The 24,904-nt window shown below is 73.2% G+C and carries 12 protein-coding genes, 1 tRNA gene and 1 pseudogene; 10 read left to right on the forward strand and 4 right to left on the reverse strand.

Annotated elements, in window-relative coordinates; all coding sequences use genetic code 11:
• Positions 1 to 81 precede the first annotated feature (81 nt).
• From ACZ4D5_RS28765 to ACZ4D5_RS28795, 7 genes and pseudogenes are all read left to right on the forward strand, one after another.
• Entirely contained in the window at positions 82 to 1,542 is a 1,461-nt protein-coding gene (locus ACZ4D5_RS28765; RefSeq protein ID WP_467775318.1) for an FGGY family carbohydrate kinase, read from the forward strand.
• Positions 1,542 to 2,969 (forward strand): FAD-dependent oxidoreductase, encoded by a 1,428-nt coding sequence (locus tag ACZ4D5_RS28770; RefSeq protein WP_467775319.1) that lies wholly within the window; start codon positions 1,542 to 1,544, stop codon positions 2,967 to 2,969. Before ACZ4D5_RS28765 ends, ACZ4D5_RS28770 begins: the two co-directional genes overlap by 1 nt.
• Complete coding sequence (locus ACZ4D5_RS28775) at positions 2,969 to 4,189, forward strand: NAD(P)/FAD-dependent oxidoreductase (protein ID WP_467775320.1); 1,221 nt, start codon at positions 2,969 to 2,971, stop codon at positions 4,187 to 4,189. Before ACZ4D5_RS28770 ends, ACZ4D5_RS28775 begins: the two co-directional genes overlap by 1 nt.
• A 121-nt stretch (positions 4,190 to 4,310) precedes the next feature.
• Entirely contained in the window at positions 4,311 to 4,763 is a 453-nt protein-coding gene (locus ACZ4D5_RS28780; protein ID WP_467775321.1) for a MarR family winged helix-turn-helix transcriptional regulator, read from the forward strand.
• Positions 4,764 to 4,880: 117 nt separating this feature from the next.
• The gene (locus ACZ4D5_RS28785; RefSeq protein ID WP_467775322.1) at positions 4,881 to 6,068 is read left to right on the forward strand and encodes a thiolase family protein; all 1,188 of its coding nucleotides are present in this window, start codon (positions 4,881 to 4,883) and stop codon (positions 6,066 to 6,068) included.
• 107 nt (positions 6,069 to 6,175) lie between these two features.
• The gene (locus ACZ4D5_RS28790; RefSeq protein WP_467775323.1) at positions 6,176 to 7,693 is read left to right on the forward strand and encodes a long-chain-fatty-acid--CoA ligase; all 1,518 of its coding nucleotides are present in this window, start codon (positions 6,176 to 6,178) and stop codon (positions 7,691 to 7,693) included.
• 43 nt (positions 7,694 to 7,736) lie between these two features.
• Positions 7,737 to 8,320: pseudogene (locus ACZ4D5_RS28795) on the forward strand (sulfite exporter TauE/SafE family protein); the annotation flags it as partial.
• 38 nt (positions 8,321 to 8,358) lie between these two features.
• Here the strand turns inward: ACZ4D5_RS28795 and ACZ4D5_RS28800 are convergent.
• Together ACZ4D5_RS28800 and ACZ4D5_RS28805 are read right to left on the reverse strand one after the other, a co-directional pair.
• Positions 8,359 to 10,425 carry an MDR family MFS transporter gene (locus ACZ4D5_RS28800; RefSeq protein ID WP_467775324.1) on the reverse strand — a complete coding sequence of 689 codons (2,067 nt, stop codon included), beginning with the start codon at positions 10,423 to 10,425 and terminating at the stop codon, positions 8,359 to 8,361.
• Positions 10,426 to 10,537: 112 nt separating this feature from the next.
• Positions 10,538 to 11,068 (reverse strand): DUF309 domain-containing protein, encoded by a 531-nt coding sequence (locus ACZ4D5_RS28805; protein WP_467775325.1) that lies wholly within the window; start codon positions 11,066 to 11,068, stop codon positions 10,538 to 10,540.
• 109 nt (positions 11,069 to 11,177) lie between these two features.
• On the opposite strand from ACZ4D5_RS28805, the gene ACZ4D5_RS28810 reads away from it, so the two are divergent.
• A tRNA-Pro gene (locus ACZ4D5_RS28810) sits at positions 11,178 to 11,251 on the forward strand.
• Between the two features lie 62 nt (positions 11,252 to 11,313).
• Here ACZ4D5_RS28810 and ACZ4D5_RS28815 read toward each other — a convergent pair.
• Together ACZ4D5_RS28815 and ACZ4D5_RS28820 are read right to left on the reverse strand one after the other, a co-directional pair.
• Positions 11,314 to 12,492 carry an acyltransferase family protein gene (locus tag ACZ4D5_RS28815; protein ID WP_467775326.1) on the reverse strand — a complete coding sequence of 393 codons (1,179 nt, stop codon included), beginning with the start codon at positions 12,490 to 12,492 and terminating at the stop codon, positions 11,314 to 11,316.
• Positions 12,493 to 12,770: 278 nt separating this feature from the next.
• Positions 12,771 to 13,529, reverse strand: coding sequence for a 3-hydroxyacyl-CoA dehydrogenase (locus ACZ4D5_RS28820; RefSeq protein WP_467775327.1), 759 nt, complete (start codon positions 13,527 to 13,529; stop codon positions 12,771 to 12,773).
• A gap of 609 nt (positions 13,530 to 14,138) precedes the next feature.
• Here ACZ4D5_RS28820 and ACZ4D5_RS28825 point away from each other — a divergent pair.
• Positions 14,139 to 22,796, forward strand: a complete 8,658-nt coding sequence (locus tag ACZ4D5_RS28825; protein ID WP_467775328.1) for an SDR family NAD(P)-dependent oxidoreductase — start codon at positions 14,139 to 14,141, stop codon at positions 22,794 to 22,796.
• 15 nt (positions 22,797 to 22,811) lie between these two features.
• On the forward strand, positions 22,812 to 24,904 hold a 2,093-nt coding region (locus tag ACZ4D5_RS28830; protein ID WP_467775329.1), incomplete at its 3' end, for a condensation domain-containing protein.

Below are 24,904 nucleotides of genomic sequence, written 5' to 3' on the forward strand. Positions count from 1 at the left end.
GCGGAACCGGGGAGTTCGGTCTGCTGGCGGGTCAGGCCGGGTCCCTTGACGCCCTCCGGCACCCTGTAGCAGTCTTCCGCGGTGATCACCTATGAGCGGCCTTCGGCGCGGCGCCCCGTGCTCGCCGTCGACCAGGGCACCTCCGGCACGAAGGCCCTCGTGGTCTGCCCGGAGCGCGGCGTGATCGGCTCGGGCACGGCGCCGGTGCGCCCCCGCTTCCTGCCCGGCGGCCTGGTCGAGGCCGACCCCGCCGAGCTGCTCTCCTCCGTCGTCGACGCGGGCCGTCGCGCGCTCGCCGACGCGGGCGAACCCGTCGCCGCCGTCGGCCTCGCCAACCAGGGCGAGACGGTCCTCGCCTGGGACCCGGAGACCGGCGAACCCCTCACCGACGCCCTCGTCTGGCAGGACCGCCGCGCGGAGTCGGTCTGCGCCGAACTGGCCGACCACGCCGATGAGTTGCGCGGCCTCACCGGGCTCCCGCTCGACCCCTACTTCGCCGCGCCCAAGATGGCGTGGATACGTCGCCACCGCACCCGGCGCGGAGTGGTCACGACCAGCGACGCCTGGCTCGTCCACCGCCTCACCGGCGCCTTCGTCACCGACGCCGCCACCGCGGGCCGCACCCAGCTCCTCGACCTCGACGCCGTGGCGTGGTCGCCGCGCGCCCTCGACCTCTACGGGCTCGCCGACGAGCGCCTGCCCCGCGTCGTCGACGCCGCGGAACCGGTCGGCACGACCACCGCGTTCGGCCCCGAACTCCCGCTCACCGGGCTCCTCGTCGACCAGCAGGCCGCGCTGCTCGCCCAGGACGTCACCACGCCGGGCAGCGCCAAGTGCACCTACGGCACAGGCGCGTTCCTCCTCGCCCAGACCGGCCCGCGGCCCCGCCGCGGCGGCTCGGGCCTGGTCAGCTGCGTGGCCTGGCGGCTCGCCGGAGAGAGCAGCTACTGCCTGGACGGGCAGGTCTACACCGCCGCGTCCGCCGTGCGCTGGCTCACCGGCCTCGGCGTGATCGGCGGCGCCGAGGACATCGACCCCGTCGGCTCCGCCGTCCCGGACTCCGGCGGCGTCACCTTCGTGCCCGCGCTCGCCGGGCTCGCCGCCCCCTGGTGGCGCGGCGACCTGCGCGGCTCACTGACCGGCCTCGGCCTCGACACCACCCCCGGACACCTGGTCCGCGCCCTGTGCGAGGGCATCGCCGCCCAAGTCGCCGCGCTCGCCGACGCGGTGGCCCGCGACATGGGGGAGCCCCTGACGAGCCTGCGGGTCGACGGCGGCCTGACCCGCTCGGCGCTGCTCATGCAGACCCAGGCGGATCTGCTCCAACTGCCCGTCGAGGTCTCGGCGTTGCCGGACGTCACCGCCCTCGGCGCGGCCGCCGTCGCCCGCATCGGCCTGGACCCGGCGCTCACCGTCGCCGACGCCGTGCCCAGGTGGCGGCCCGCCGCCGTGTACGAGCCGCGGATCGACGCCGACCTGGCGGCCGAACGCCTCGCCGGCTTCCGCTCGGCGGTGGCCGCGCTGATGGAACGTACGCCCTGATGGCGGTCACCAGGAACGGCGCGCCGCCGGACGTGACGTACGACGTGACCGTCATCGGCGCCGGAGTCGTCGGCTGCGCGATCGCCCGCGAACTGGCCCGCCACCAGGGCCTGCGGATCGCCCTGGTCGAGGCCGCCGACGACGTCGGCGAGGGCACGTCGAAGGCGAACACGGCGATCCTGCACACCGGGTTCGACGCCGTGCCCGGCTCCCTCGAGTCCCGCCTCGTGCGCGAGGGGCAGCGGCTGCTCGCCGCGTACGCCGCCGAGTGCGGGATCCCCGTGGAGCCCGTCGGCGCGCTGCTCGTCGCCTGGGACGCCGGGCAACGTGCCGCGCTCCCGGGCCTGTTGGCCAAGGCGGAGCGCAACGGCTACCGGGAGGCGCGGATCATCGGCCCCGCCGAGGCGCGGGCCCGCGAGCCGCACCTGGGCCCCGGGGCGCTCGGCGCGCTCGACGTCCCGGGCGAGAGCGTCATCTGCCCCTGGACGACCACCCTCGCGTACGCCACCCAGGCCGTGCGCGCGGGAGTGGACCTGCACCTCGGCTGCCGTGTGGAGGGGGCCGGCCAAGAGGCCGACCGGCACGTGCTGACCACGGCCCGCGGCCCCGTGCGCACCCGCTTCCTCGTCAACGCCGCCGGAGTGCACGCCGACGCGGTCGACCGCATGCTCGGCCACGACGACTTCACCGTCACCCCGCGCCGCGGCCAGCTCCTCGTCTTCGACAAGCTCGCCCGCGATCTGGTGCGGCACATCCTGCTGCCCGTCCCCACCGCGCTCGGCAAGGGCGTCCTGGTGGCCCCGACCGTGTACGGAAACGTTCTTCTCGGGCCCACCGCCGAGGAGTCGGACGACAAGACGGCCACAGGGTCGACGGCCGAGGGCATCGCCGCGCTGCGCGAGCAGGGCCGCCGGATCCTGCCCGAGCTGCTCGACGAGGAGGTCACCGCGGTCTACGCGGGCCTGCGCGCCGCCACCGAGCAGGACGACTACCGCATCAGTGCCCACAAGGAGCTGCGCTGCGTCACCGTCGGCGGCATCCGCTCCACCGGGCTCACCGCGTCCCTGGCCATCGCGGCCCACGTCACCGAACTCCTCGGCGCCACGGGTCTGGACCTGCCCGCGGCGCGGGACCTGGCGCCCGTGCGCATGCCGAACCTCGGCGAGGCCTTCCCCCGCCCCTACCGGCGCGCCGACCTCATCGCGGCCGACCCGGCGTACGGTGCCGTGGTCTGCCACTGCGAGCGGGTGACGCGCGGCGAGATCCGCGACGCCCTCGCCTCGACGGTGCCGCCGGCGTCGCTGGACGGCCTGCGGCGCCGCACACGGGCGCGGGGCGGGCGCTGTCAGGGCTTCTACTGCGGGGCCGAGGTACGGGCCCTCTTCGAGCGGGAACGCTTCGAAGAAGGCCGGGAGTTGGGGGAGTGATGAGGCGCGAGCGCATCGTCGACGCGCTGGTCGTCGGCGCGGGTCCCGCGGGCCTCGCCGCCGCGGCCTCGCTCGCCGCGGCAGGCGTCGGCGAGGTCGAGGTGGTGGACCGCGAGCGGCAGGCCGGCGGCGTGCCGCGGCACTGTCCGCACGGCGGGTTCGGACGCCTCGGGATGACGGGACCGCAGTACGCGGAGCGCTGTGTCGCGGCGGCCGTCGGCACCGGAGCGGTGCTGCGGACCGGCGTCACCGTGACGGGCTGGGCGGCGCCGCTCACCCTGGACACCACGAGCCCGCGGGGCCTGGAGCGCATCACCGCCCGCGCCGTGGTCCTCGCCACCGGCGCCCGCGAGCGGCCGCGCGCCGCGCGCCTGGTGCCGGGCACGCGGCCCGCGGGGGTCTACACCACGGGCGAGCTCCAGCAGGCCGTCCACCTGTACCGGCAGCGGATCGGCAGCCGGGCCGTCGTGGTCGGCGCCGAGCCCGTGAGCTTCGCGGCTCTGGACACCCTGCGGCGGGCCGGGGTCGCCGTCGCCGCCCTGGTCACCGAGCACCCGCGCCCCCAGGCGGCGCAGCTGCGCGCCCTGGACGCCCGGCTGCGGCACGGCATCCCCCTGCTCACCGACGCCACCGTGACCGGACTCCACGGCCGGGCGCGCCTGTCGGGGGTCGGCCTGCGGCACCGGGACGGCAGGACGGCGTACGTCGCCTGCGACACGGTGGTCTTCACCGGGGACTTCGTGCCCGACCACGAACTGGCCCGGCGCGGCGGGCTGCCGCTGGACCCCGGCACGCGGGGGCCCGCGATCGACGCGGCCTTCCGCACGCCGGAGCGCGGCGTCTTCGCGGTGGGCAACGTCCTGCACGCCGTCGAGCCGGCCCGCGTGGTGGCGCGGGAGGGCGCCGCGGCGGCGGCCGCCGTGCGGCGCTACCTCTGCGAGGGCGACTGGCCCGCGGCGTCGGTGCCGCTGCGGGTCGCGGCCCCGCTCGCCTGGGTCGCGCCGAACCGCCTGACCCCGGACGAGCCGTGCGGCGGCTTCACCCTGCGGACGGCCGCGCTCCGTGCGCGCCCCACTCTGGTCGTCACACAGGACGGCAGGACCCTGCACCGCACCCGCATGCGGCGCCCCGCGGTCCCGAACCGGCCGTTCCGCCTCTCCGGCTCCTGGACGGACGGGGTGGACGTCGGGGGCGGCGCGGTACGGATCGGTCTCGGCTGACCAGGGCCTCTCCCCGGGGCCTGCCCCACGGGGAGCGGCGCGGGCCGCTTAAATAGGCAGTCGATCCACGTAGGCACGTGATGTGCTTCTCTCCGAGGCGGCTGTGATGCGGAACGACGACTTGAGTGACGACCACCTGAACGACGAGCTGGACGTGGGTGCCTTCACCGCGGCGATCGAGAACTTCAACCGCTTCTACATCCGGATGCCCGTCCTGGAGAAGCTGCCGTTCACGACGCTCTCGGTGCTCGACACCCTGGCGTTCGGCGGCAGCCCGCAGCGGCTGACCGAGCTGACGCGGACCGAGCAGGTCAGCCAGCCGGGGATGACCCAGCTGGTCACCCGCCTGGAGCGGGACGGCCTGGTGGAGCGGCGCCGCGATCCGAGCGACGGGCGCGCCGTGCTCGTCCACATCACCGAGGCGGGCCGCGCGATCGGCCGCGCCCGGCACGCCGACAGGGCCCGGCATCTGGAGCCGCTCATCGAGCAGTTGACCCCCGAGCAGCGCACGGCTCTCGCGCAGGCGCTGCCCGTCCTGGCCCGCCTGGCGGAGCTGGGGCGGGCGCAGGCGTAGGGCGGCAGGGGCTCCGGGGCCGGCGGCGGCCCCCTCTTCCCTTGGCCCCCGCCTCCCGCATAGACTCCAAAACTAGCACCGCTAATTTACGTAGCGAGACCGATCCGGAGCCGTATCGTGCGCACCGTCCACTTCGCCGCCGCCCGCCGCACCCCCATCGGCAAACTGCGCGGCGCCCTCTCCTCCGTACGCCCCGACGACCTCGCGGCGGGCGTCGTGCGAGGGCTCGTCGCCGACATCCCGCAGCTGGACCCCGCCCGGATCGACGACATCTACTGGGGCGCCGCCAACCAGGCGGGCGAGGACAACCGCAACGTCGCCCGCATGGCGGCCCTCCTCGCGGGACTCCCGGAGTCCGTGCCCGGCGCGACCGTGAACCGGCTGTGCGCCTCCGGCCTCGAAGCCGTCACCACGGCCGCGCGCACCATCGCCGCCGGCGAGGCCGACATCGTCCTCGCCGGCGGCTCCGAGTCGATGAGCCGCGCCCCCTTCGTCCTGCCCCGCCCGGACGAGGCCCTGCCGCACAAGATGGAGACCTTCGACACCCGCCTGGGCTGGCGCCTGGTCAACCCGGCGATGAAGGACCTGCACGGCGTCCTCGCGATGGGCGAGACCGCCGAGGAGGTCGCCGGGCGCCACGGCGTCTCGCGCGAGCGCCAGGACGCCTTCGCGCTCCGCAGCCACCAGCGGGCGGCCGCCGCCCGCAAGGACGGCCACTTCGCGCACGAGCTGCTCCCTGTCACCAGGCCCGACGGCGTCGTCGTCGACACGGACGAGTGCGTGCGCGAGGACACCTCGTACGAGAAGCTCAGCGGCCTGCGCCCGGTCTTCCGCAAGGGCGGCACGGTCACCGCGGGCAACGCCTCACCGATGAACGACGGCGCCGCCGGCCTGCTCCTCGTCAGCGAGGAGGCCCTCAACGACCTGGGCCTCGAATCCCTTGGCCGGTATGTCGCGGGGGCCTCGGCGGGCGTGCACCCCGACGTCATGGGCATCGGCCCCGTCCCCGCCACCCGCAAGGCGCTGGACCGCGTCGGCTGGAGCGTCGCCGACCTCCAGGAGGCCGAGTTCAACGAGGCGTTCGCCGCCCAGGCCCTGGCCTGCGTGGACGCCCTCGGCATCGACCCCGAGCTGGTCAACCCCTCCGGCGGCGCCATCGCGCTCGGCCACCCCCTCGGCTGCTCCGGCGCCCGCATCCTCACCACGCTGCTGCACCGGATGCGCCGCACCGGGGCCACGCGCGGCCTCGCCACCATGTGCGTCGGCGTGGGGCAGGGCAGCGCGCTCCTGGTCGAGCGCGACTGAACCCGGGCGCGCGGTTGCCCCTCTTCCGGTGAGGCGGGCGCCGCGCGCCGCCGTCGAGCAGCAGTCCGAACCACCGCAAGGCCGCACGGAACGGAGCACCACCCCTCATGGCAACGCTGTCCCTCGCCGCGATCCTCGCCGAGCCCGCCCGCCGCCACCCGGACCGCACCGCCCTCGTCGAGGGTGAACTGCGGCTCACCTTCAAGGAGTTGTGGCGCCAGGCCCGCGCCCAGGGTGCGGCCCTCGCGGAGTGCGGCGTGCGGCCGGGGGACCGCGTGGCCCTGATGGCGCCCAACACCGCCGAGTTCCCGAAGGCCTACTACGCGATCCTGGCCGCCGGCGGTGTCGTCGTCCCCGTCCACCTGCTGCTCTCCGCCGAGGAGGTCGAGCACGTCCTGCGGGACAGCGGCGCCACGCTGCTCCTGTGCCACCCGGCCCAGGCGGCGACGGGCGGGGCCGCGGCCGAGGCCACCGGCGTACGGATGCTGCGGCTCGGCGCCGAGGGCGAGGTGGAGGCCATGGCCGAGAGGACCGAGCCCCTCGCCTCGTACGTCACGCGCGACGCCGACGACCCGGCCGTCGTCTTCTACACCAGCGGTACCACCGGCGTCCCCAAGGGCGCCGTGCTCAGCCACTTCAACCTCGTCATGAACGCGACCGTCAACGCCTTCGACGCGAACGACGTCCGCCCCGACGACGTCGCCCTCGGCGCGCTGCCCCTCTTCCACGCCTTCGGCCAGACCGTCTCCATGAACTCCACCTGGCGCGCGGGCGCCACGCTCGTCCTGCTGCCCCGCTTCGACGCCGCCCGCGCCATCGAACTCATGGCGGCGGAAGGGGCGAACACCTTCCACGGGGTGCCCACCATGTTCGTCGGCCTCGTCGCGGCCGCCGCCAGCGCGGCCGAACTGCCGAAGCTGCGACTGTGCGTCTCCGGCGGCGCCTCGCTCCCCGTCGCCGTGCTCGAACGCTTCGAGGAGGCCTTCGGCACCCCCGTCTACGAGGGCTACGGACTCTCCGAGACCTCCCCGGCCGCCTCCGTCAACCAGCCCGACTTCGGCACCAGGCCGGGCAGCATCGGCCACCCGCTGTGGGGCGTCGACGTGGAGATCGCCCGCGCCGACGTGGACGACCGCGTCGAACTCCTGCCGACCGGCGAGCTCGGCGAGGTCGTCATCCGCGGCCACAACGTCTTCTCCGGCTACCTGGGCCGCCCCGAGGCGAGTGCCGAGGCGCTCGTCGACGGCTGGTTCCGCAGCGGCGACCTGGGCACCAAGGACGCCGACGGATTCCTCACCATCGTCGACCGCAAGAAGGACGTCATCATCCGCGGCGGCTTCAACGTCTACCCGCGCGAGGTCGAGGAGGTCCTCATGCGCCACCCGGCCGTCGCCCAGGCCGCCGTGATCGGCCTGCCCGACGCCGTGCACGGCGAGGAGGTCTGCGCCGTCGTCGTCCCCGCGCCCGACGCGGTGCCGGACGGCGCGGAAGCGATCATCGCCTGGTCCAAGGAGCACCTGGGCCGCCACAAGTACCCGCGCCGCGTGGAGTTCACCGACCAGCTCCCGCTCGGCCCCAGCATGAAGGTGCTCAAGCGGGAACTGCGCACCCGGTACGCCGCGTAGGCAGGAGGGCGCGCAGGCAGCACAAGGCGCAAGAGTTCTCCCCATGGGGTGGGATCTCTCGGCGGCCCAGTTCGCCGCGCCGGCCGCGGCGGCGATGCTCGTCGGCTTCTCCAAGACCGCCGTCAGCGGGGCCAACACCGTCAGCCTCGCGGTGTTCGCCGCCGTCCTGCCGGCCCGCGCCTCGACCGGCGTGCTGCTGCCCGTCTCATCGCCGGTGACGTCCTCGCCGTGCTCATCTACCGCCGCAACGCCCACTGGCCCACCCTCTGGCGGCTCCTCCCCGCGGCCGCCGGGGTCACGGTCGCGCGCCGCAGAGCCGCGGGACGCCCGGAGCCGGAGGAGGACGCCTCACGGAGCGGCCGCCTCAAGGCCCGCTCCTACGGCGTCCTCGGCGGCTTCACCACGATGGTCGCCGATGCGGGCGGCCCGGTCATGTCGATGTACCTGCTCTCGGCGGGTTTCCGGAAGCTCGGCTTCCTGGGCACGTCCGCGTGGTTCTTCCTCATCGTCGACACCTCGAAGGTGCCGTTCAGCGCGGGCCTCGGCCTGATCGACGCCCGCTCCCTGCTGGTCGACGCGGCGCTCGTGCTGTTCGTGGTCCCCGGCGCGCTGCTCGGCAAGGCGGCCTCCAACTCCTGCCGCGCTGAAGGTGTTCGGAGGCCGGTTCAGCGGCCGCCGACCGCGGCCCCCGCCGTCTCCGGCGACAGACCCTGCTCCAGGTCCTCGGCGAGCAGCCGCTTGGCGATCGCGTCCACCGCCGCGGTCAGCTCCTTGTCCGGCGGCCTGCCGATGTCCTTCTGGACCTCCTCGCCCAGCCACTGCGACCACGCCTTCGCGATGATCTCCGCCTCGCGCTCCCCGGCGGGCGTGTGCGAGAAGTACGAGCCCTCGCGGGTCAGATACCCCTCCTCGACCATGCGGTCGAAGACGGGCACCAGGACCTCCGGCGGAATCCTGCGCCGCGCCGCGATCACACCGAGACTGGCGTAGCCGACCATCCGGGTGAACAGGGCGACCTGCATGACCGCCCAGGCCCCCGCGATGTCGAGCCGCGTCTCGGAGTCCCGGATGATGCCGCGCGCGGTGTTCATCCCGACATTGCGGATGATGGTGGCGACGCCCCGCTCCAGGAGGTGCCCCGAGTCGCCGCTGGTCGGCTGCGCGAAGCCCTCGCCCATGTCGGGGGCGCCCAGGCGCGCGCTGTCGCGCAGCTCGACCTGTTTGAGGAAGAGCGCCACCACGAATCCGAGGAGCGCGACCGGCACGGTCCACAGGAAGACGGTGTGCAGGGTGTCCGCGTACGCCTTGACGATGGGCGCGGCGGCCGCCGCGGGCAGCTCGTGCAGCCCCTCCGGGCTCTGCGCCGCCCTGCCGACCGCGGCCGGGTCGCCGCCCCCGGCCCGCACGGCCTCGGCGACCCCGTCCTTGAGGTTCGGCGAGAGCGTGTTGGCGTAGATGGTGCCGAACACGGCCGTGCCGAACGAGCTGCCCAGCGTACGGAAGAAGGTGACGCCCGAGGTCGCGGTGCCCAGATCCGCGTACGCGACGGTGTTCTGCACGGCGATCGTCAGGACCTGCATGCACAGACCGATGCCGGTGCCGAGCACGAACATGTACAGCGACTCCAGCCAGGCGCTCGTGGCGCTCCCCATGAGCGAGAGCAGATAGAGGCCGAGCGCCATCACCAGCGCCCCGACGATCGGGAAGATCCGGTACGTCCCGGTCTTGCTGACGACGTTGCCGCTGAAGATGGACGCGATGAGCAGCCCGATCACCATGGGCAGTGTCCGCACGCCCGAGATCGTGGCCGAGTCCCCGTCGACGTACTGCAGATAGGTCGGCAGGAACGTCATCGCGCCGAGCATCGCGAAGCCCACGATGAAGCTGAGGATCGAGCAGACCGTGAAGACCGGGTTGCCGAAGAGCCGCATCGGCAGCATCGGTTCGGCGGCCCGCGTCTCGACGACGCAGAACAGCGCGAGCGCGACTAGGCCGCCGGCGAAGAGCCCGATGATGGTCGGCGACCCCCACGCGTACTGGTTGCCGCCCCAACTCGTCGCCAGGATCAGCGCGCTCGCGCCGAGAGCGACGAGCGCGATGCCCAGGTAGTCGATGACGGGCCGCGCCGCCGACTTCACGACGGGGATCGTCCTGGCCGCCGCGAGGACCACGACGATCGCGATGGGCACGTTCACGTAGAACGCCCAGCGCCAGCTCAGATGGTCCGTGAAGAGCCCGCCGAGCAGCGGCCCGATGACGGTGGAGACGCCGAAGACGGCGCCGATCGCACCCTGGTACTTGCCGCGCTCGCGCAGCGGGATGACGTCGGCGATCAGCGCCATCGACGTCACCATCAGGCCGCCCGCGCCGATGCCCTGCATCGCCCGCCAGGCGATGAGCAGCGTCATGTTCGTGGACAGGCCGCACAGGAACGAGCCGGTGATGAAGACGACCGCCGAGACCTGGAAGACGATCTTTCGCCCGAACAGGTCGCCGAACTTGCCGACGAGCACCGTCGCGACGGTCTCCGCGAGCAGATAGGACGTGACGACCCATGACATGTGCTCCGCCCCGCCCAGATCCGACACGATCGTCGGCAGCGCGGTGCCCACGATGGTCTGGTCGAGGGCGGCGAGCAGCATCCCCAGCATGATCGTCACGAAGACGACGTTGCGGCGACGCCGGTCGAGGACGGGGGGCGCCTGCGGCTCGGCGGGAGCGGTGGTGGTCACACGGCCACCCTCACACCGGGGCGTGGCCGGTGCATGCGGGGCGAGTCCGGTCCGGTGACGGGGCGGGCGGCCTCTCGGGAGGCTCCGGGCCCGCCCTCTCACACGGCGCGTGCTATACCCGTGGGCCGCCGCGAAGACGTGGCGCGTGGGCCGCCGCGTCCACCGCGGCGCCCTCGCGCTCCAGGCGCTCGGCCAACGCCTGCGCCCAGGTGTCCAGTTCGGCGACGCCGATCCCGTACGGCTGCTTCTGCCCGGCCTGCGCGCTCCAGGCGGTGACGGCGCCGGCTCCGCGCAGCAGCAGCCGCGCCCCGCCCCTGGTGTTGCCGCGGGCCGCGTGCGTGAGGCCGACGGCGAGCTGGGCCAGGCCCTTCCACAGGCCGCGCTCGGCCTCGGGCCCCGACTTCCACGCGTCCTCGAAGACCTCGTGCGCGTGGAAGGGCCGCCCGGCGTCCAGCAGGTCCTGCGCCTCGGCGACGGACTCCTCGGGGGTGCGCACGACGCCCTCGGGCTGCCGGGCCACTCCCTTGGCGCCGTACGGCAGGGGGCGTCCGAGTCCGTCGCGCGGCCGCTGGTTGCGGGCCCGTCCCTCCGCGTCACGATCCCGCTCGCGGTCGGCGCCGTACGGTCCAGGTGCAGTGCTCATACACCGATTGTCGCGCGAGCCCGACCGCGGTCACCGTGGAACGGAGCACCCTGGAGCGTGGGGTAGAGTTCTACCTGTGATCACGCGGAACGCACCGCGCCGAACACAACGGGACGTGGCGCAGCTTGGTAGCGCACTTGACTGGGGGTCAAGGGGTCGCAGGTTCAAATCCTGTCGTCCCGACTTTTCGAAGTCGTGAAACAGAGGCCGTATCGGAGCATTCCGATACGGCCTCTGGCGTGTTGTCAGCCCCGTGACGTCGCGGGGGCCGGGTCCTGCCGGCCGTCCGTGGCGTCGGGGCGGGGCGCGGGCTGCTTGTCGCCGCGCTTCTTGGACCAGCGGCGCATCAAGGGGAGCTCGAAGTACCGGCAGATGAGCACGGAGAGCCCCACGGCCACCACGATCATCCCGGCGACGACCGCGAAGCGGGCGCCCGTCGACAGGTCGGGGTCGGGGCCGATGACGTGGCGCACGGCCATCATCAGCGGGAAGTGGGTGATGTAGAGGGCGAACGAGGCGTCGCCCAGGGTGATCAGGGCCGGGCGGGGCAGGAACCGCGAGCGGCCCTCCAGGTCGCTGACGGCGATCTTGGCGATGAGCGCGGCGAGCATCGGCGCCATCGCGGTGGCGAACACGTACTGCGGGGGGAGCGCCGGCAGCGCGAGGACGAACACCACGAACCCACCGGTGATCGCCCACCGGCTGACGCGGGGCCAGGTGCCGGTCTGGAGCATGCGGGCGGTGATGATGCCGAGGACGAACTCCAGGAGCCGCACCGGCGGGAAGTTGTAGATGAACCACATGCTGCGCTCGTTGATGGGGAACCAGTCGTACGGCTTCGGGCCCGGGACGAGCGTGGACACCAGCGGCATGAGGAGGATCGCGGCGGCCAGGCCCAGCCACACGCGGCGCAGCCGCTCGGCGGTGATCTTGTGGGCCAGGACGATCAGCGCGGGGAAGAGGGCGTAAAAGAACAGCTCGCAGGAGATCGACCACGCCGGGGTGTTGAAGCCCCCGTACACGTCCCCGTCCGGCACCCAGCTCTGCACCAGGAAGAGGTTGGTGAGGGAGGCCGTCGTGTCGTTGCCGGGCGGCGCGGTGATGGGCACCTGGGCGGCGGTGACGACGAAGAACACCAACGTCGCGGTCCAGCCGAGCAGATGGTTCGGGAAGATCTTCCACAACCGGCGCCGTATGAAGGCGCGCGGCCGGTCGTCCGGCCGGTGCACCCACGCGAGTACGAAGCCGGACAGGACGAAGAAACCGCTGACCGCGCCCGTGGCGAACGGAAAGACGGTGCCGAGGCCATCGTGCAGGGAGCCGTCGAAGAGTCCCGAGGAGAAGGTCATGTGGTACCAGATGACGGGACAGGCGAGGATGAAGCGCAGGCTTGTCAGCGACGGCAGACGGCCGGAAGTGGGCACGCCGGACATGAGTCCTTGCCTCCAGGGTGTGAGGTGTTTCGGAACAGGGACGGCGCCCAAGTACTGGTGTGGGCAGACCGGTTGGGAACGCCGCGGTACTCCGCACGCCCAGAGGGGCGGCAGGCAGAAGGGTGCCGACAGCTGGCGATCATCAAAATGGACAGCCGGACACGGTGAACAGTGCTGAATCAGCCATACAGTACGGCAAGTTCAGAAATCCTGGCCGGAAAATACTCTTGCCGTTCCGTAGTGATGCGGTCCGTTTCTCTTCAACTCCCTTACCTGGGAGCCATTCTGATGGCTCCGTCCAGGCGGACCGTCTCGCCGTTGAGCATGGGGTTCTCCACGACGTGCGCGGCGAACGCGGCGAACTCCTCGGGGTGGCCGAGCCTGGCCGGATGTGGCACCTGGCGGCCGAGCGCCTCGATGGCGGAATCGGGCAGGACGTCGAACATCGGCGTACGGAACAGGCCAGGGGCGATCGTGACGACGCGGATCCGCTCCTGCGCGAGGTCGCGGGCGAGCGGCAGGGTCATGCCCGCGATGCCGGCCTTGGAGGCCGCGTAGGCGGCCTGGCCGATCTGACCGTCGAAGGCGGCCGCCGAAGAGGTGTTGATGATCACGCCGCGCTCCTCGCCGTCCTCCTCGGACCGCGTCATGCGGGCGGCGGCGAGCCGGGCGACGTTGAAGGTGCCGATCAGGTTGACCTGGACGACCTTGCTGAAGGCGTCCAGGGGGAACGGGCCGTTCTTGCCGACGGTCCTGAACGCGTTGCCGATCCCCGCGCAGTTGACGGCTATGCGGAGGGTGCCGAGGTCCGACGCGAGGTCGACGGCCGCGGTGACGTCCTCCTCGCTGGTCACGTCGCCCTGGGCGAACGCGACGCGGTCGCCGAGCTCCTCGGCGACCTCCTTGCCCCGTGCGGAGCGGCCGAGGACCACCACGGTCGCACCCCGGTCGCGCAGCTCCCGCGCCGTCGCGAGGCCGAGGCCCGACGTCCCCCCGGTGACCAGCGCGACGCTTCCTTCGATTCGCACCCTGTGCTCCTGTTCTGCGAAGTTCCGATGTGCCCAGAAGGGGCGTGATCCTATCTTGCGCCGATGACGGTCGACGGTGTCCGAGGGAGATGTCACGCTCCGTTCAGTGGCTGGAATGGATCATCACACTCTGCTTATTGATCGGGTTGCTCCCGACGGGGTAGCGTCATCCCCAGCCCTATGGATGAACGAATGCGGAGCGAGTCCCTACGTGGAAGTCCTTGCGGCTGTGCAAATTTGCAGTTTCAGTACTGTAACGGGGGATTTTATGAAAACTTTTACTTTGCTTCCCATGTTTGCGCCAGCATAAGTCTCATGTTGGTGTAGCAGGTTCATTTTCCTGCGTTCTGCATGGTAGAGGCGTTATCCGTTTCTTCTGTGCCGTCGAGGCTTCATGCCTTCCGGACGCCATTACGTCCCTTGGACGCAACCCGTCGTTCATATCCGAACCCGGTTGATGGTGTCGTGCCCAGATTCCTTCCGCGCCACCTCGCGCGTGCGTGAGCAATAAGTGCCCTACACGGTTCGGGAATGTTTTCGCGGTTGTTCCGTGAATGTTCCAGGACCGTGCCCCAGGGCTGGTCCGATGCTGTTCTGGAATGGATACCGATGAGCGACGTGTCGTCATTCGACGAGACTTTCACCGTCACCTCCGACAATCCTTTGCTGCACGGTCACGTCGTGCACGGGCGTCATCTTCTGCCCGGTGTCGGCTATGTGGACCTCGTGCTGCAGGTCCTGGCCCGGCACGGTCACGCCATGCCCGAGGTCGAACTGCGGAACCTCACCATCCTGGCGCCGCTGGTCGCGGCGCCGGGTGAGGAGGTCAGGGCCACCGTGACCGGTCGGCCCGCACCCGCGGGAGGGCTGCGCGTCGAGGTGCGCAGCCGCCGGAGCCAGGACGCCACGGACGTCCTGCACGCGGTGGTGTCGGTCGACCGGTACACTCGCCCCGCCTTCGGCGAGCGGCTCTCGCTGCCGCTCGCCGGGGCCGAACGGGTCACCCAACTCTCCGACATCTACGACTGGTTGCGCGGGCGCGAACTGGTCCACTCGGGGCTGATGAGGATCAGGGGCGCCGTGCACCACCGCGGCGGGGACTGGGTCGCGGAGGTGGAACTCGATCCCGCGTACCACGCCACCGCGGACGGATTCCTCTTCCACCCCGCGCTGTTCGAGGGCGGGTTGCTCGGCGGCAGCGTGGGCAGCCACATGCTGCACGAGGGCGAGGCCGCCGAAGGGCTCTACCTGCCTCTGGTCCTGGAGTCGTTCCGGGCGGCCTCGCCGCTGGGCAGGCGCTGCTTCGTCCGGGTCCCCGCCGACTCGATGGGCAGGGACGACGAACTCATCCGCCTCGCCGTGGAGTTCTACGACGAGAGCGGGGCGAAGGTCGCCGAGATCGGCCGGCTCTCGGCCAAGCGGGTGCGGGCCGTGACGGCGCTGGACGTGCGGGGCGATGCGGGCTCCGGTGCCGGGGTCGCCGGTGCGGCCGCCTCCGCCGCGCCTGTGGCCGCCGTGCCTGCGGCCGCTGTGCCTGTGGCCGCGCCCGCCGCGGGGCGCGATGTCGGGGCCGTGCTGCGGGAGTTGGTCGCGGCGCGCCTCGGTGTGCCCGCGGCACGGGTCGACGTCGACGGAAGCTTCTACGAGCTGGGGCTCGCCTCGGCGGACCTGGTCTCCCTGGTGCCCGAGCTGGAGGACCGGCTGGCCCGGCAGCTCTCGCCGACGGTCATGTTCGAGTACCGGTCGATCGCCGAGGTGGCGGCGGGGCTTCGGGAGGACGCGGCGGAGGCGACGGGTGCGGCCGCCGGGGGGCGGTCCGCTGGGGTGGCTGAGGCTGGGGTGCGTGAGGCCGGGGCGTCCGGGGCCGAGGTGCGTGAGGCTGGGGTGCGTGAGGCCGGGGCGTCCGGGGCCGGGGTGCGTGAGGCCGGGGTGCTTGCGGCTGGGGTGCGTGAGGCTGGAGTGTCCGAGGTCGGGGTGCGTGCGGCTGTCGCGGCCGAGTCCGCGACCCTCGCCGTCCTGGCCGACGAGATCGCCGCGCAGGTGGGTGTGCCTGCCGCGGAGGTCGACCCGGACGCCGAGTTCGCCGAGTTCGGCCTCGACATGACCGGCATCGGCCGCCTGGCCGCCCGGCTCGCCGACCGCTTCGGGGTGCCGCTCGCCCCTGCCGCCTTCCCGGCCCACCGGACCGTACGGGACCTCGCGGCGGAGCTCGGTGGGGCTCGGCGGAAACTCCCGCAGGCCGCTTCCGCCGAGGAGGCTCCGGCGCGCCTGCACTCCCTGCTGCACGCGGCCGTGCCCGCCGACGACGGCACCACCGCCCACCGGGCCCGTTTCGCCGGCGACGAGCCGTTCCTGCGCGACCACCAGGTGCGCGGCGACCGCATCCTCCCCGCCGTCGCGCAGCTGGAGATGGCGCGCGCGGCGGTGACCCGCACCCTCGGTGAGGGGCGCACCGGCACCGTACGCCTGGACGACGTGGTGTGGCTGCGGCCTGCGGTCAGCGGTCCGGACGGACTCGAACTGCGCGTCGACGTACGGGAGGTGGCCGCGGGTGACTGGGAGTACGCCATCACTGGCGTCGGCGCGGACGGCGCGGCCACACCGTACAGCCAGGGCCGGGCGAGCCTGGTGACCACCGGCGGGCGGAGCCTGCCGCGCCTCGACGACCTGCGTGCGCGCTGCGCCGAGCGGACGATTCCCGCCGCCGACGTCTACGACCTGTACGCCTCCGTCGGCATGGACTACGGCCCGGCGCAGCGGTCCCTGGTGGAGCTGGGCCTCGGCACCGACGACGCCGGGCGGCCCCAGGTCCTCGCCGAGCTGCGGATTCCCCCGGAGGCGCCGGCCCTGGACGACTGCCTTCTGCACCCGAGCGTCATCGACGGAGCCCTCCAGGCCACCGTCGGACTGCGCCTCGCGCCGGGGCGGGGCGACGGCCGACAGGCCCGCCCCGCGCTGCCGTTCGCCCTGGACCACGTGGAGGCCGTCGCCGCCACGCCCGCCACGGCGTACGCCTGGGTGCGGCACCAGTCGGGCAGCGACCCCGACTCCGCGACGGCGCGCCTCGACGTGACCGTGTTCGACGAGTACGGCCGGGTGTGCGCGGACGTCACCGGGCTGTGCACGCGGGTCCTGGCGGAGGCCTCCCGCCCCGCGGACGTCGCCCCGCCGGTCGAGCGCGCGCCCTCGCCCGAGCCCTCGGCCCAGCCCGCCCTCCTGGCCGAGCCCGCGCCGCGGGCCGCGACCGACATCGCGATCATCGGAGTCAGCGGACGCTACCCGCAGGCGCCGGACCTGGACGCCTTCTGGCAGAACCTCCGCTCCGGCCGCGACTGCATCACCGAGGTGCCCGCGGACCGCTGGGACCACCGCCGCAACGCCGCCGCCGAGGGCTCCTCCTCGGGCAAGTGGGGCGGGTTCCTCGACGGGATCGACCGGTTCGACCCGCTGTTCTTCCAGATCTCGCTGCACGAGGCCGAGCTGCTCGACCCGCAGGAGCGGCTCTTCCTCCAGTGCGCCCACCACACGCTGGAGGACGCCGGATACGCGGCGGGACCGGCCGGCAAGGTCGGCGTCTTCGTCGGTGTGATGTACCAGGAGTACCAGCTCCACGGCGCGCAGGCGCAGGAGCGCGGACAGCAGGCAGCGCTGTCGGGCAGCGCGTCGAGCGTCGCCAACCGGGTGTCGTACTTCTACGACTTCACCGGGCCGAGCATGACCGTCGACACCATGTGCTCGTCGTCCCTGACCGCCATCCACCTGGCCTGCGAGGCCATCAGGAGCGGTCAGTGCGAGACGGCGCTCGCCGGCGGCGTGAACCTCCACTCCCACCCCAACAAGTTCCTGATGCTCAGTCAGCGCAGGTTCCTCTCCAGCGACGGCCGGTGCCGCAGCTTCGGCGAGGGCGGCGACGGCTACGTCCCCGGCGAGGGCGTCGGCGCCGTGCTGCTCAAGCCCCTGGACCGGGCTGTCGCCGACGGGGACCACATCCACGGCGTCATCAAGGCGACCGCCCTCAACCACGGCGGCCGGACCTCCGGCTACTCGGTGCCCTCCCCGTCGGCGCAGGGCGCGGTCATCGCGGAGGCGCTCACCGCGTCCGGCGTCGACACGCGCTCGCTCGGCTACCTGGAGGCGCACGGCACCGGAACGGCCCTGGGCGACCCCCTCGAAGTCGTCGGCCTGAACAAGGCGTTCGAGGCGCACGGCGTCCTGCCGGACCACTGCGCGATCGGCTCGGTCAAGTCCAACATCGGACACTGCGAGAGCGCGGCCGGCATCGCGGGGCTCACCAAGGTGCTCCTGCAGATGCGGCACGGCGAACTGGTCCCGAGCCTGCACTCCGACACCCTCAACCGGCGCATCGACTTCGACAGCACCCCGATGCGGGTGCAGCAGCGCCTGGAGCCGTGGCACCGGCCCACCACGGTGGTCGACGGGGAGCCGCGGACGCTCCCGAGGACCGCCGGGGTCTCCGGCTTCGGCGCGGGCGGTTCCAACGCCCATGTCGTCGTCGCCGAGTACGTGCCGCAGACCCCGCGCCGCGCGGCACCCGCGCGCCCCGAGCTGCTCGTGCTCTCCGCGCAGACCGAGGACCAACTCGTCCAGCAGGCACGGCAGTTGCGTGCGCGCCTGCCGGAGCTCGCCGACGGCACCCTTCAGGACGTCGCGTGGACCCTGCAGACGGGCCGCATGGCGCTGGACGAGCGCCTGGCCTTCGCGGCGGCCTCCCTCGACGAGGCGGGTGCGCTGCTCGACGCGTTCGTCGCCGCCCCGGGGAGCCCGGGTGCGTGGGCGCGGGGCACCGTACGCCTCGGGGATCGGCCCGACGGCTCCGGTGACGGCCCGCTGGGCGCCGCGGTGGCGGACTGGACGGACCGGGGGGAGCCCGGCGAGCTGCTGCGCCTGTGGGTGCGGGGAGCCGCGGTGCGCTGGGAGGCGCTGCACCGCTCGCACCCCTCTCCCCGGCGCGTCAGCCTGCCCGGATACCCCTTCGCCCGCGACCGGTGCTGGTTCGACCCGGAGCCGGGCGGAGCGCCGGACGGACGGCAGGCCACGGGTGGCGTACAGAGCGGCCGGGCCGGAGGCGACGTACGCGTGGAGAACGGACCGGTCGGAGGCGACGTACGCGTGGAGAACGGACCGGTCGGAGGCGACGTGCAGGGCGAGATGGTGCTGCTGCGCCCCGAGTGGGTCGAGGACACTCGGGCCGCCGTACGCGAACAGGGCGCCGGGGGCGCGGAGTTCGGCGAGCGCCACGTCGTCGTGATCGGCGGCCTCGGGGAGGCGGAGCGCGACGCCCTGCGGTCCGCGCTGCCCGCCGGTACGGCGCACCACTTCGTGGACCTCGCGGACGGCGCGCTGGACGGACGGTACGCTCTGGCCGCCGCGCGCGTGTTCACACTGGCCCGCACGATCCTCCAGGGCGGTGTGCGGCAGCCGGCGCTGCTGCAGGTCGCCCTGGTCGGCGCCGCGGGAACGGAAGCCGAACGAGAGCGCCTTGCCTGCTTCGGCGGCCTCGCGGGGCTGCTGCGCACGGCCCACCAGGAGAACCCCCTGCTGCGCACGCAGTACGTCGAGTGCCTGGACGGAGCGGCACCGGCGACCGTCGCCGCCCGCCTGGCCGCGGAAGCCGTGCCCGACCCCGAGCCCGAGGTGCGCCACCGCGACGGGCGCCGCCTGCTGGTACGGCCGACGGAGATCCGTTCCGCGACGAGCGCGGCCGCGCCCTGGCGGGAGAACGGCGTCTACCTGATCACCGGGGGCGTCGGCGGCCTCGGCCGGATCGTGGCGCACGAGATCGCCGCGTCCGTCGGGCACGCCACCGTGGTGCTCACCGGCCGTTCGCCGCTCGGCGAGGAGCGGCGCGGCGCGCTGAACGCCCTGCGCGCGGCGGGCCTCACCGTCGACTACCAGCGCGCCGACGTCGCCGACCGTGCCGCGGTCGCCCGTGTGCTGTCCCATGTGGCGGACAACCACGGGCCGTTGACGGGCATCGTGCACAGCGCGGGCGTCGTCGAGGACGGCTACCTCCTGCGCAAGAGCGAGGAGGAGCTGGCGCGGGTCCTTGCCCCCAAGGTCTCGGGCCTGGTGAACCTGGACGAGCTCAGCGCGGACCAGCCGCTCGACGTCTTCCTGTGCTTCTCGTCCATCGCCGGGGCCTTCGGCAACGCCGGGCAGGCCGACTACGCCGCGGGCAACGCGTTCATGGACGCGTACGCCGCCTACCGCAACCGCCTCGCCGACGCGGGCGCGCGCCACGGCAGGACCGTGTCCATCGGCTGGCCGCTGTGGGAGGAGGGCGGCATGGGAGGCGCCGCTGTGCGCGAGAACCTGCGCGGCGTCGGCCTGGCACCCCTGGACACGGCCCGCGGTCTCACGGCCCTGCGGTGCGCCCTGGCCCCCGCGGAGAACGGCCTCGCCGACGGCAGGCTGATCGTCGTCGTGGGGGAGCGGGACGGGGTGCTGTCCCGGCTCATCGCCGACGAGGAGGAGCCGCGGGCCGCGGCGAACGCGCCCGAGGCCGCACCCGCGGCGGAGCCCGCATCTCCCGCCGCCGTCACCGCCCCCTCCGGTACGCCCGACGACGCGGCCCTCGAGGACAAGACGGTGGCCCACCTGCGCCGCGTGCTCGCGGCGTCGCTCAAGCTCGGTCCCGAACGCATCGCCGTCGACGCGCCGTTGGAGCGGTACGGCATGGACTCGGTCATCGCGGTGGGCGTGATCTCCGGCCTGGAGGAGTCGTTCGGGCGGCTGTCCCGGACCCTGCTCTTCGAGGTCGAGACCATCCGCGACCTGGCCCGGTACTTCATCACCGACCACCCGCAGGCGCTGCGCGCACTGCTCGGCGAACCGGCACGTCCCGCGGTCGCGGCGCCCGCGCCGGAGGCCTCAAGGACCCCGGAAACGCCCGCCCCCGCGGCCCCCGAGGCCCGTGTCGAGGTACGTGACCGCGCCGCTGCCCCCGCCGGGGAAGCCGCGGCCCCCGCACAGGAGTCCGCTCCCGCCAAGGACGTCGCGATCATCGGCATCAGCGGGCGCTACCCGCAGGCCGGCGACCTCGGCGCGCTGTGGGCGAACCTCCGCGACGGCAAGGACGGCGTCACCGAGGTGCCGGCCGACCGCTGGGACCACGAGGCCCTGTTCGGCGGCCTGGACGAGAGCCGGGCCCGGCCCGGCAAGTGGGGCGGCTTCCTCGACGGCGTCGACCGGTTCGACCCGCTGCTCTTCGGCATCTCGCCCCGCGAGGCCGCGGCCCTCGACCCGCAGCAGCGGCTCTTCCTGGAGACCGTCTGGCAGCTCCTGGAGCAGAGCGGTGTGACCCAGGAGGCCATCGAGCGGCGCTACGGGCGGCGCGTCGGCGTCTACGTCGGCGCGGCCTACCACCTGTACCGCGCCGACGAGTCGGCGGACCCCGCCCTCGCGGCGCTGACCTCCGCGGCCTCGTACAACATGATCGCCAACCGCGTCTCGCACTTCTTCGGCCTCGAAGGGCCGAGCCTCGCCGTGGACAGCATGTGCGCGTCGTCGGCCATGGCCATCCACCTGGCCTGTGCGGACGTGCTGCGGGGCGAGGCCGAACTGGCGGTCGCCGGAGGCATCAACCTCACCGTCCACCCGGACAAGTACGTGGCGCTCGCCGAGCTGCAGCTGCTCGGCAGCGGCCCCGGCAGCCGCAGCTTCCGCGACGGGGACGGCTATCTGCCCGCCGAGGCCGTCGGGGCCGTACTGCTCAAGTCGCTGGACGCGGCGGTGCGCGACGGGGACCGGATCCACGCCGTCATCAAGGGCACGGCCTCCATGCACGGCGGCCGGGCCAACGGCTTCATGACGCCGAGCCGCAGGACGCAGGTGAAGGTCATGCGGCGGGCCCTGGAGCAGGCCGGTGTCGCGGCGGACTCCATCGGATACGTCGAGGCCGCGGCCAACGGAACGGCGTTCTCCGACGAGGTCGAGTTCCGCGCCCTGCGCGAGGTGTTCGACGGGGTGGCCGAGCCGGTGGCGCTCGGCACCGTGAAGTCGAACCTCGGCCACCCCGAGGCCGCCTCCGGCATCGCCCAGCTGACCAAGGTCGTCCTCCAGCTCCAGCACCGGGAGCTCACGCCCCTGGCGGCGGCGGGCGACCCGAACCCCAACCTGGACTTCGACGGCACCCCGCTGAGCCTGTGCGAGGAGCTCACGGAGTGGCGGCCGCGCGGCACCGCGGACGCGGACGGTGCGCCGTCGCCCCGCCGCGCGCTCATCAACTCCGTGGCCGCGGGCGGCAGTCACGTCAGCCTGGTCGTCGAGGCGCCGCCGGCCGCGCGGGAGGACACGGACTCCGCACGGGACGCGGGACCCCAGCTGGTGGTGGTGTCCGCGGCCACGCCCGAGCGGCTGCGGACGGCGGCACGGCGGCTGAGCGCGTACCTGGACGACGACGTGTCCGCGGGCCTCGCCGACATCGCGTACACCTCGCAGCTGGGCCGTGAACCGATGCCCGAGCGGCTCGCCGTGGTGGCGGGCTCCGCGGACGAGCTGAAGCGGGGCCTCGACTGGTACCTCGCGGACGGCGCGGGCGAGGCGGGCGACGCGCTCGCCCCCGTGCCGGTCCACCACGGCAACGCCGAGGAGGACGCGGGCCCGCTGGGCACGGTCCTCTCCGGCACCCGGGGCGAGGCGTTCCTCGCGGGGCTCGTCGCGGACCGCGCGCTGGAGCACCTCGCCGAGCTGTGGGTGCGCGGGGCGGCCGTGCCGTGGGGCGGACTGCACGACGGCCGCCGCCGTCTGGCGCCGCTTCCTCCGACGGCCTTCATGCCGGGGCAGTACTGGGTCGGGCGCCGACCGGGAGCCGTGCCCGCCGCACGGGACGGCGCGGCTCATGGCGCGGCGTCACCCGACAGCGCCGCGAGCGCCGCCACCGACCGCTCCACGCGGCGGCAGGACCCGGCCCTCACCGACGCCGAGCAGACCTTGCTCGACGCCTGGTCGGAGCTCCTCGGCATCGACGCCGGCGACCTCGGGCCGACCAGCAACTTCCTCTCCCTGGGCGGCAATTCGCTGCTCGCCACGCGGCTGATCAACCTGCTCAAGCGGCGGACCGGAGCGGAGCTCCCCGTCCAGGCGCTCTTCGAAGCGCCGCGCCTGGCCGACATGGCCGCCGAGCTGGAGCGCCGTACCCCCGTCGGATCCACCGGAGCCCTCGACGTGAAGGCGATTCTCGAGGGCATCGCCCTCGTCGAAGCCATGAGCGACGCGGAGCTCGACGCACTGGACATCGCGAAGTAAGCAGACAGGACGACGATGACCATCATCAATGAGCCGGGCGTGCAGGATCTCGCGCACAGGATCCGATCGCTGCCGCCCAAGCGGCGGCGCGCCCTGATGACGCTGCTGGAGAAGCAGGGCGTCGACCTCTCCGTACTCGACCTCGTACGCGATCTCTCCGCGTCCGGTGGCGTTCCGCTGCCGACGCGCCGCCCGGGCGAGCCCGTGCCGCTCTCCTTCACCCAGCAACGCCTGTGGTTCCTCACCCAGTTGGACGGGGCGGGCTCGGCGTACAACATCCCGATGGCGGTGCGGCTGCGCGGGCACCTCGACCGCCCCGCCCTCGTGGGCGCGCTGCGCGAGGTGGTGCGGCGGCACGAGGCCCTGCGCACCCGCTTCGTGGACCGCGACGGCGTCCCGTACCAACACATCGGCGACGGCACGGACTTCGAGGTCCGGCAGGAGGACCTCGCCGACCCCGACGAGCTGCCCCGCATCTGCGCGCAGGAGGCCGCCGCCCCCTTCGACCTGGAGCACGACTCGCTGATCAGGGCCCGGCTGCTGCGCCGGTCCGACCAGGAGCACGTCCTGCTCGTGACGATGCACCACGGTGTCTCCGACGGCTGGTCGATCGGCGTCCTCTACCGCGACCTCGTCGCCCTCTACGAGGCGCTGTGCGAGGGCCGTCCCTCGCCGCTGGAGCCGCTGCCGATCCAGTACCCGGACTACGCGAACTGGCAGCGCGAGTGGCTCGACGACGGGGTGCGCGAGCCGCAGATCGCCTACTGGCGCGAGCGGCTCGCCGGCGTCGATCCGCGGCTCTCCCTGCCCACGGACCGCGAGCGCCCGCCGGTCAAGACGTACAACGGCGCACGCGAGACCTTCCGCTGCCCGGCCGAACTCCTCGACGCCCTGCGGGAGATCGCCGCCCGCAACGACGCCACGCTGTACATGACGCTGTTCGCCGCCTACTCCGCCCTGCTGCACCGCTACACGCAGCGGACCGACGTCGCCGTCGGCACGGTGGTGGCGAACCGCGGCCGCGCCGAGTTCGAGGGGCTCATCGGCTTCTTCGCCAACACCCTGGTGCTGCGCACCGATCTGTCCGGCGACCCGACCTTCCCCGAGCTCCTCGCCCAGGTGAAGCGGCGGGCCCTTGAGGCGTACGAGCACCAGGACGTGCCCTTCGAGGCCGTCGTGGACGCCCTGCGCCTGGAGCGCAGCCTCAGCCACTCGCCGGTCTTCCAGAACATGTTCGTGCTCCAGGAGGCGCAGACCTCCGAAGAGGCCAGGCTGGGCGAACTGGAGGTCCTGCCGGTCGAGTTCGACGTACAGGCCACCAAGTTCGACGTCACCCTCGACCTGCGCGAGACCCCGGACGGGCTCGCCGGCTTCATCGAGTACAACACCGACCTGTTCGACGCCGAGACCATTCGGCGCTTCGTGCGCCACTACACCCACCTGCTCGCCTCCGTCGCCGCCGAGCCGGAGGAGAGGATCTCCCGGCTCACCGAGCTTCCGCAGACCGAGCGTCGGCGTGTGGTGGAGGAGTGGAACGAGGCTCCGGCGGGTCTGGTGGCGGAGGAGCGGTGTGTGCATGAGTGGTTCGAGGGGGTGGTGGCGGGTGCGCCGGACGCGGTGGCGGTGGAGTTCGAGGGTCGTGCGCTGACGTACGGCGAGCTGAACGCCCGCGCCAACCGTCTGGCACGCCACCTGCGTGAACTCGGCGTCGGACGCGAGACGTTGGTGGCGCTGTGCCTGCCGCGCAGCGAGTGGATCGTCGTGTGCGTCCTCGCCGTCCTCAAGGCGGGCGGCGGCTACGTGCCGCTGGACCCCGCGGCCCCCGTCGAGCGACTTGAGCACGTGCTGAGCGACAGCGCGCCCCAGGTGCTGCTGGTCGACGGGGCGATCCCGGACGGGCTGGAAACGGCCGGTATCCCGGTGGTGGACGTGCGGGTGGATGCCGAGGTGTGGGCCGGGCTGCCCGAGGGTGATCTGGGTCGGGCCGAGGTCGGTTCCGCTCCGGGTGATCTCGCGTATGTGATCTATACGTCGGGGTCGACGGGGACGCCGAAGGGTGTGATGGTCGAGCACCGGAATGTGACGCGTCTGTTCACGGCGACGGATGG

This window comes from Streptomyces sp. NPDC025651, from assembly GCF_055558735.1.

Coding starts and splice junctions, on each gene's coding strand:
- ACZ4D5_RS28770 (WP_467775319.1), top strand. CDS start 1,542: ATGGCGGTCACCAGGAACGGCGCGCCGCCGGACGTGACGTACGACGTG.
- ACZ4D5_RS28775 (WP_467775320.1), top strand. CDS start 2,969: ATGAGGCGCGAGCGCATCGTCGACGCGCTGGTCGTCGGCGCGGGTCCC.
- ACZ4D5_RS28790 (WP_467775323.1), top strand. CDS start 6,176: ATGGCAACGCTGTCCCTCGCCGCGATCCTCGCCGAGCCCGCCCGCCGC.
- ACZ4D5_RS28805 (WP_467775325.1), bottom strand. CDS start 11,068: ATGAGCACTGCACCTGGACCGTACGGCGCCGACCGCGAGCGGGATCGT.
- ACZ4D5_RS28825 (WP_467775328.1), top strand. CDS start 14,139: ATGAGCGACGTGTCGTCATTCGACGAGACTTTCACCGTCACCTCCGAC.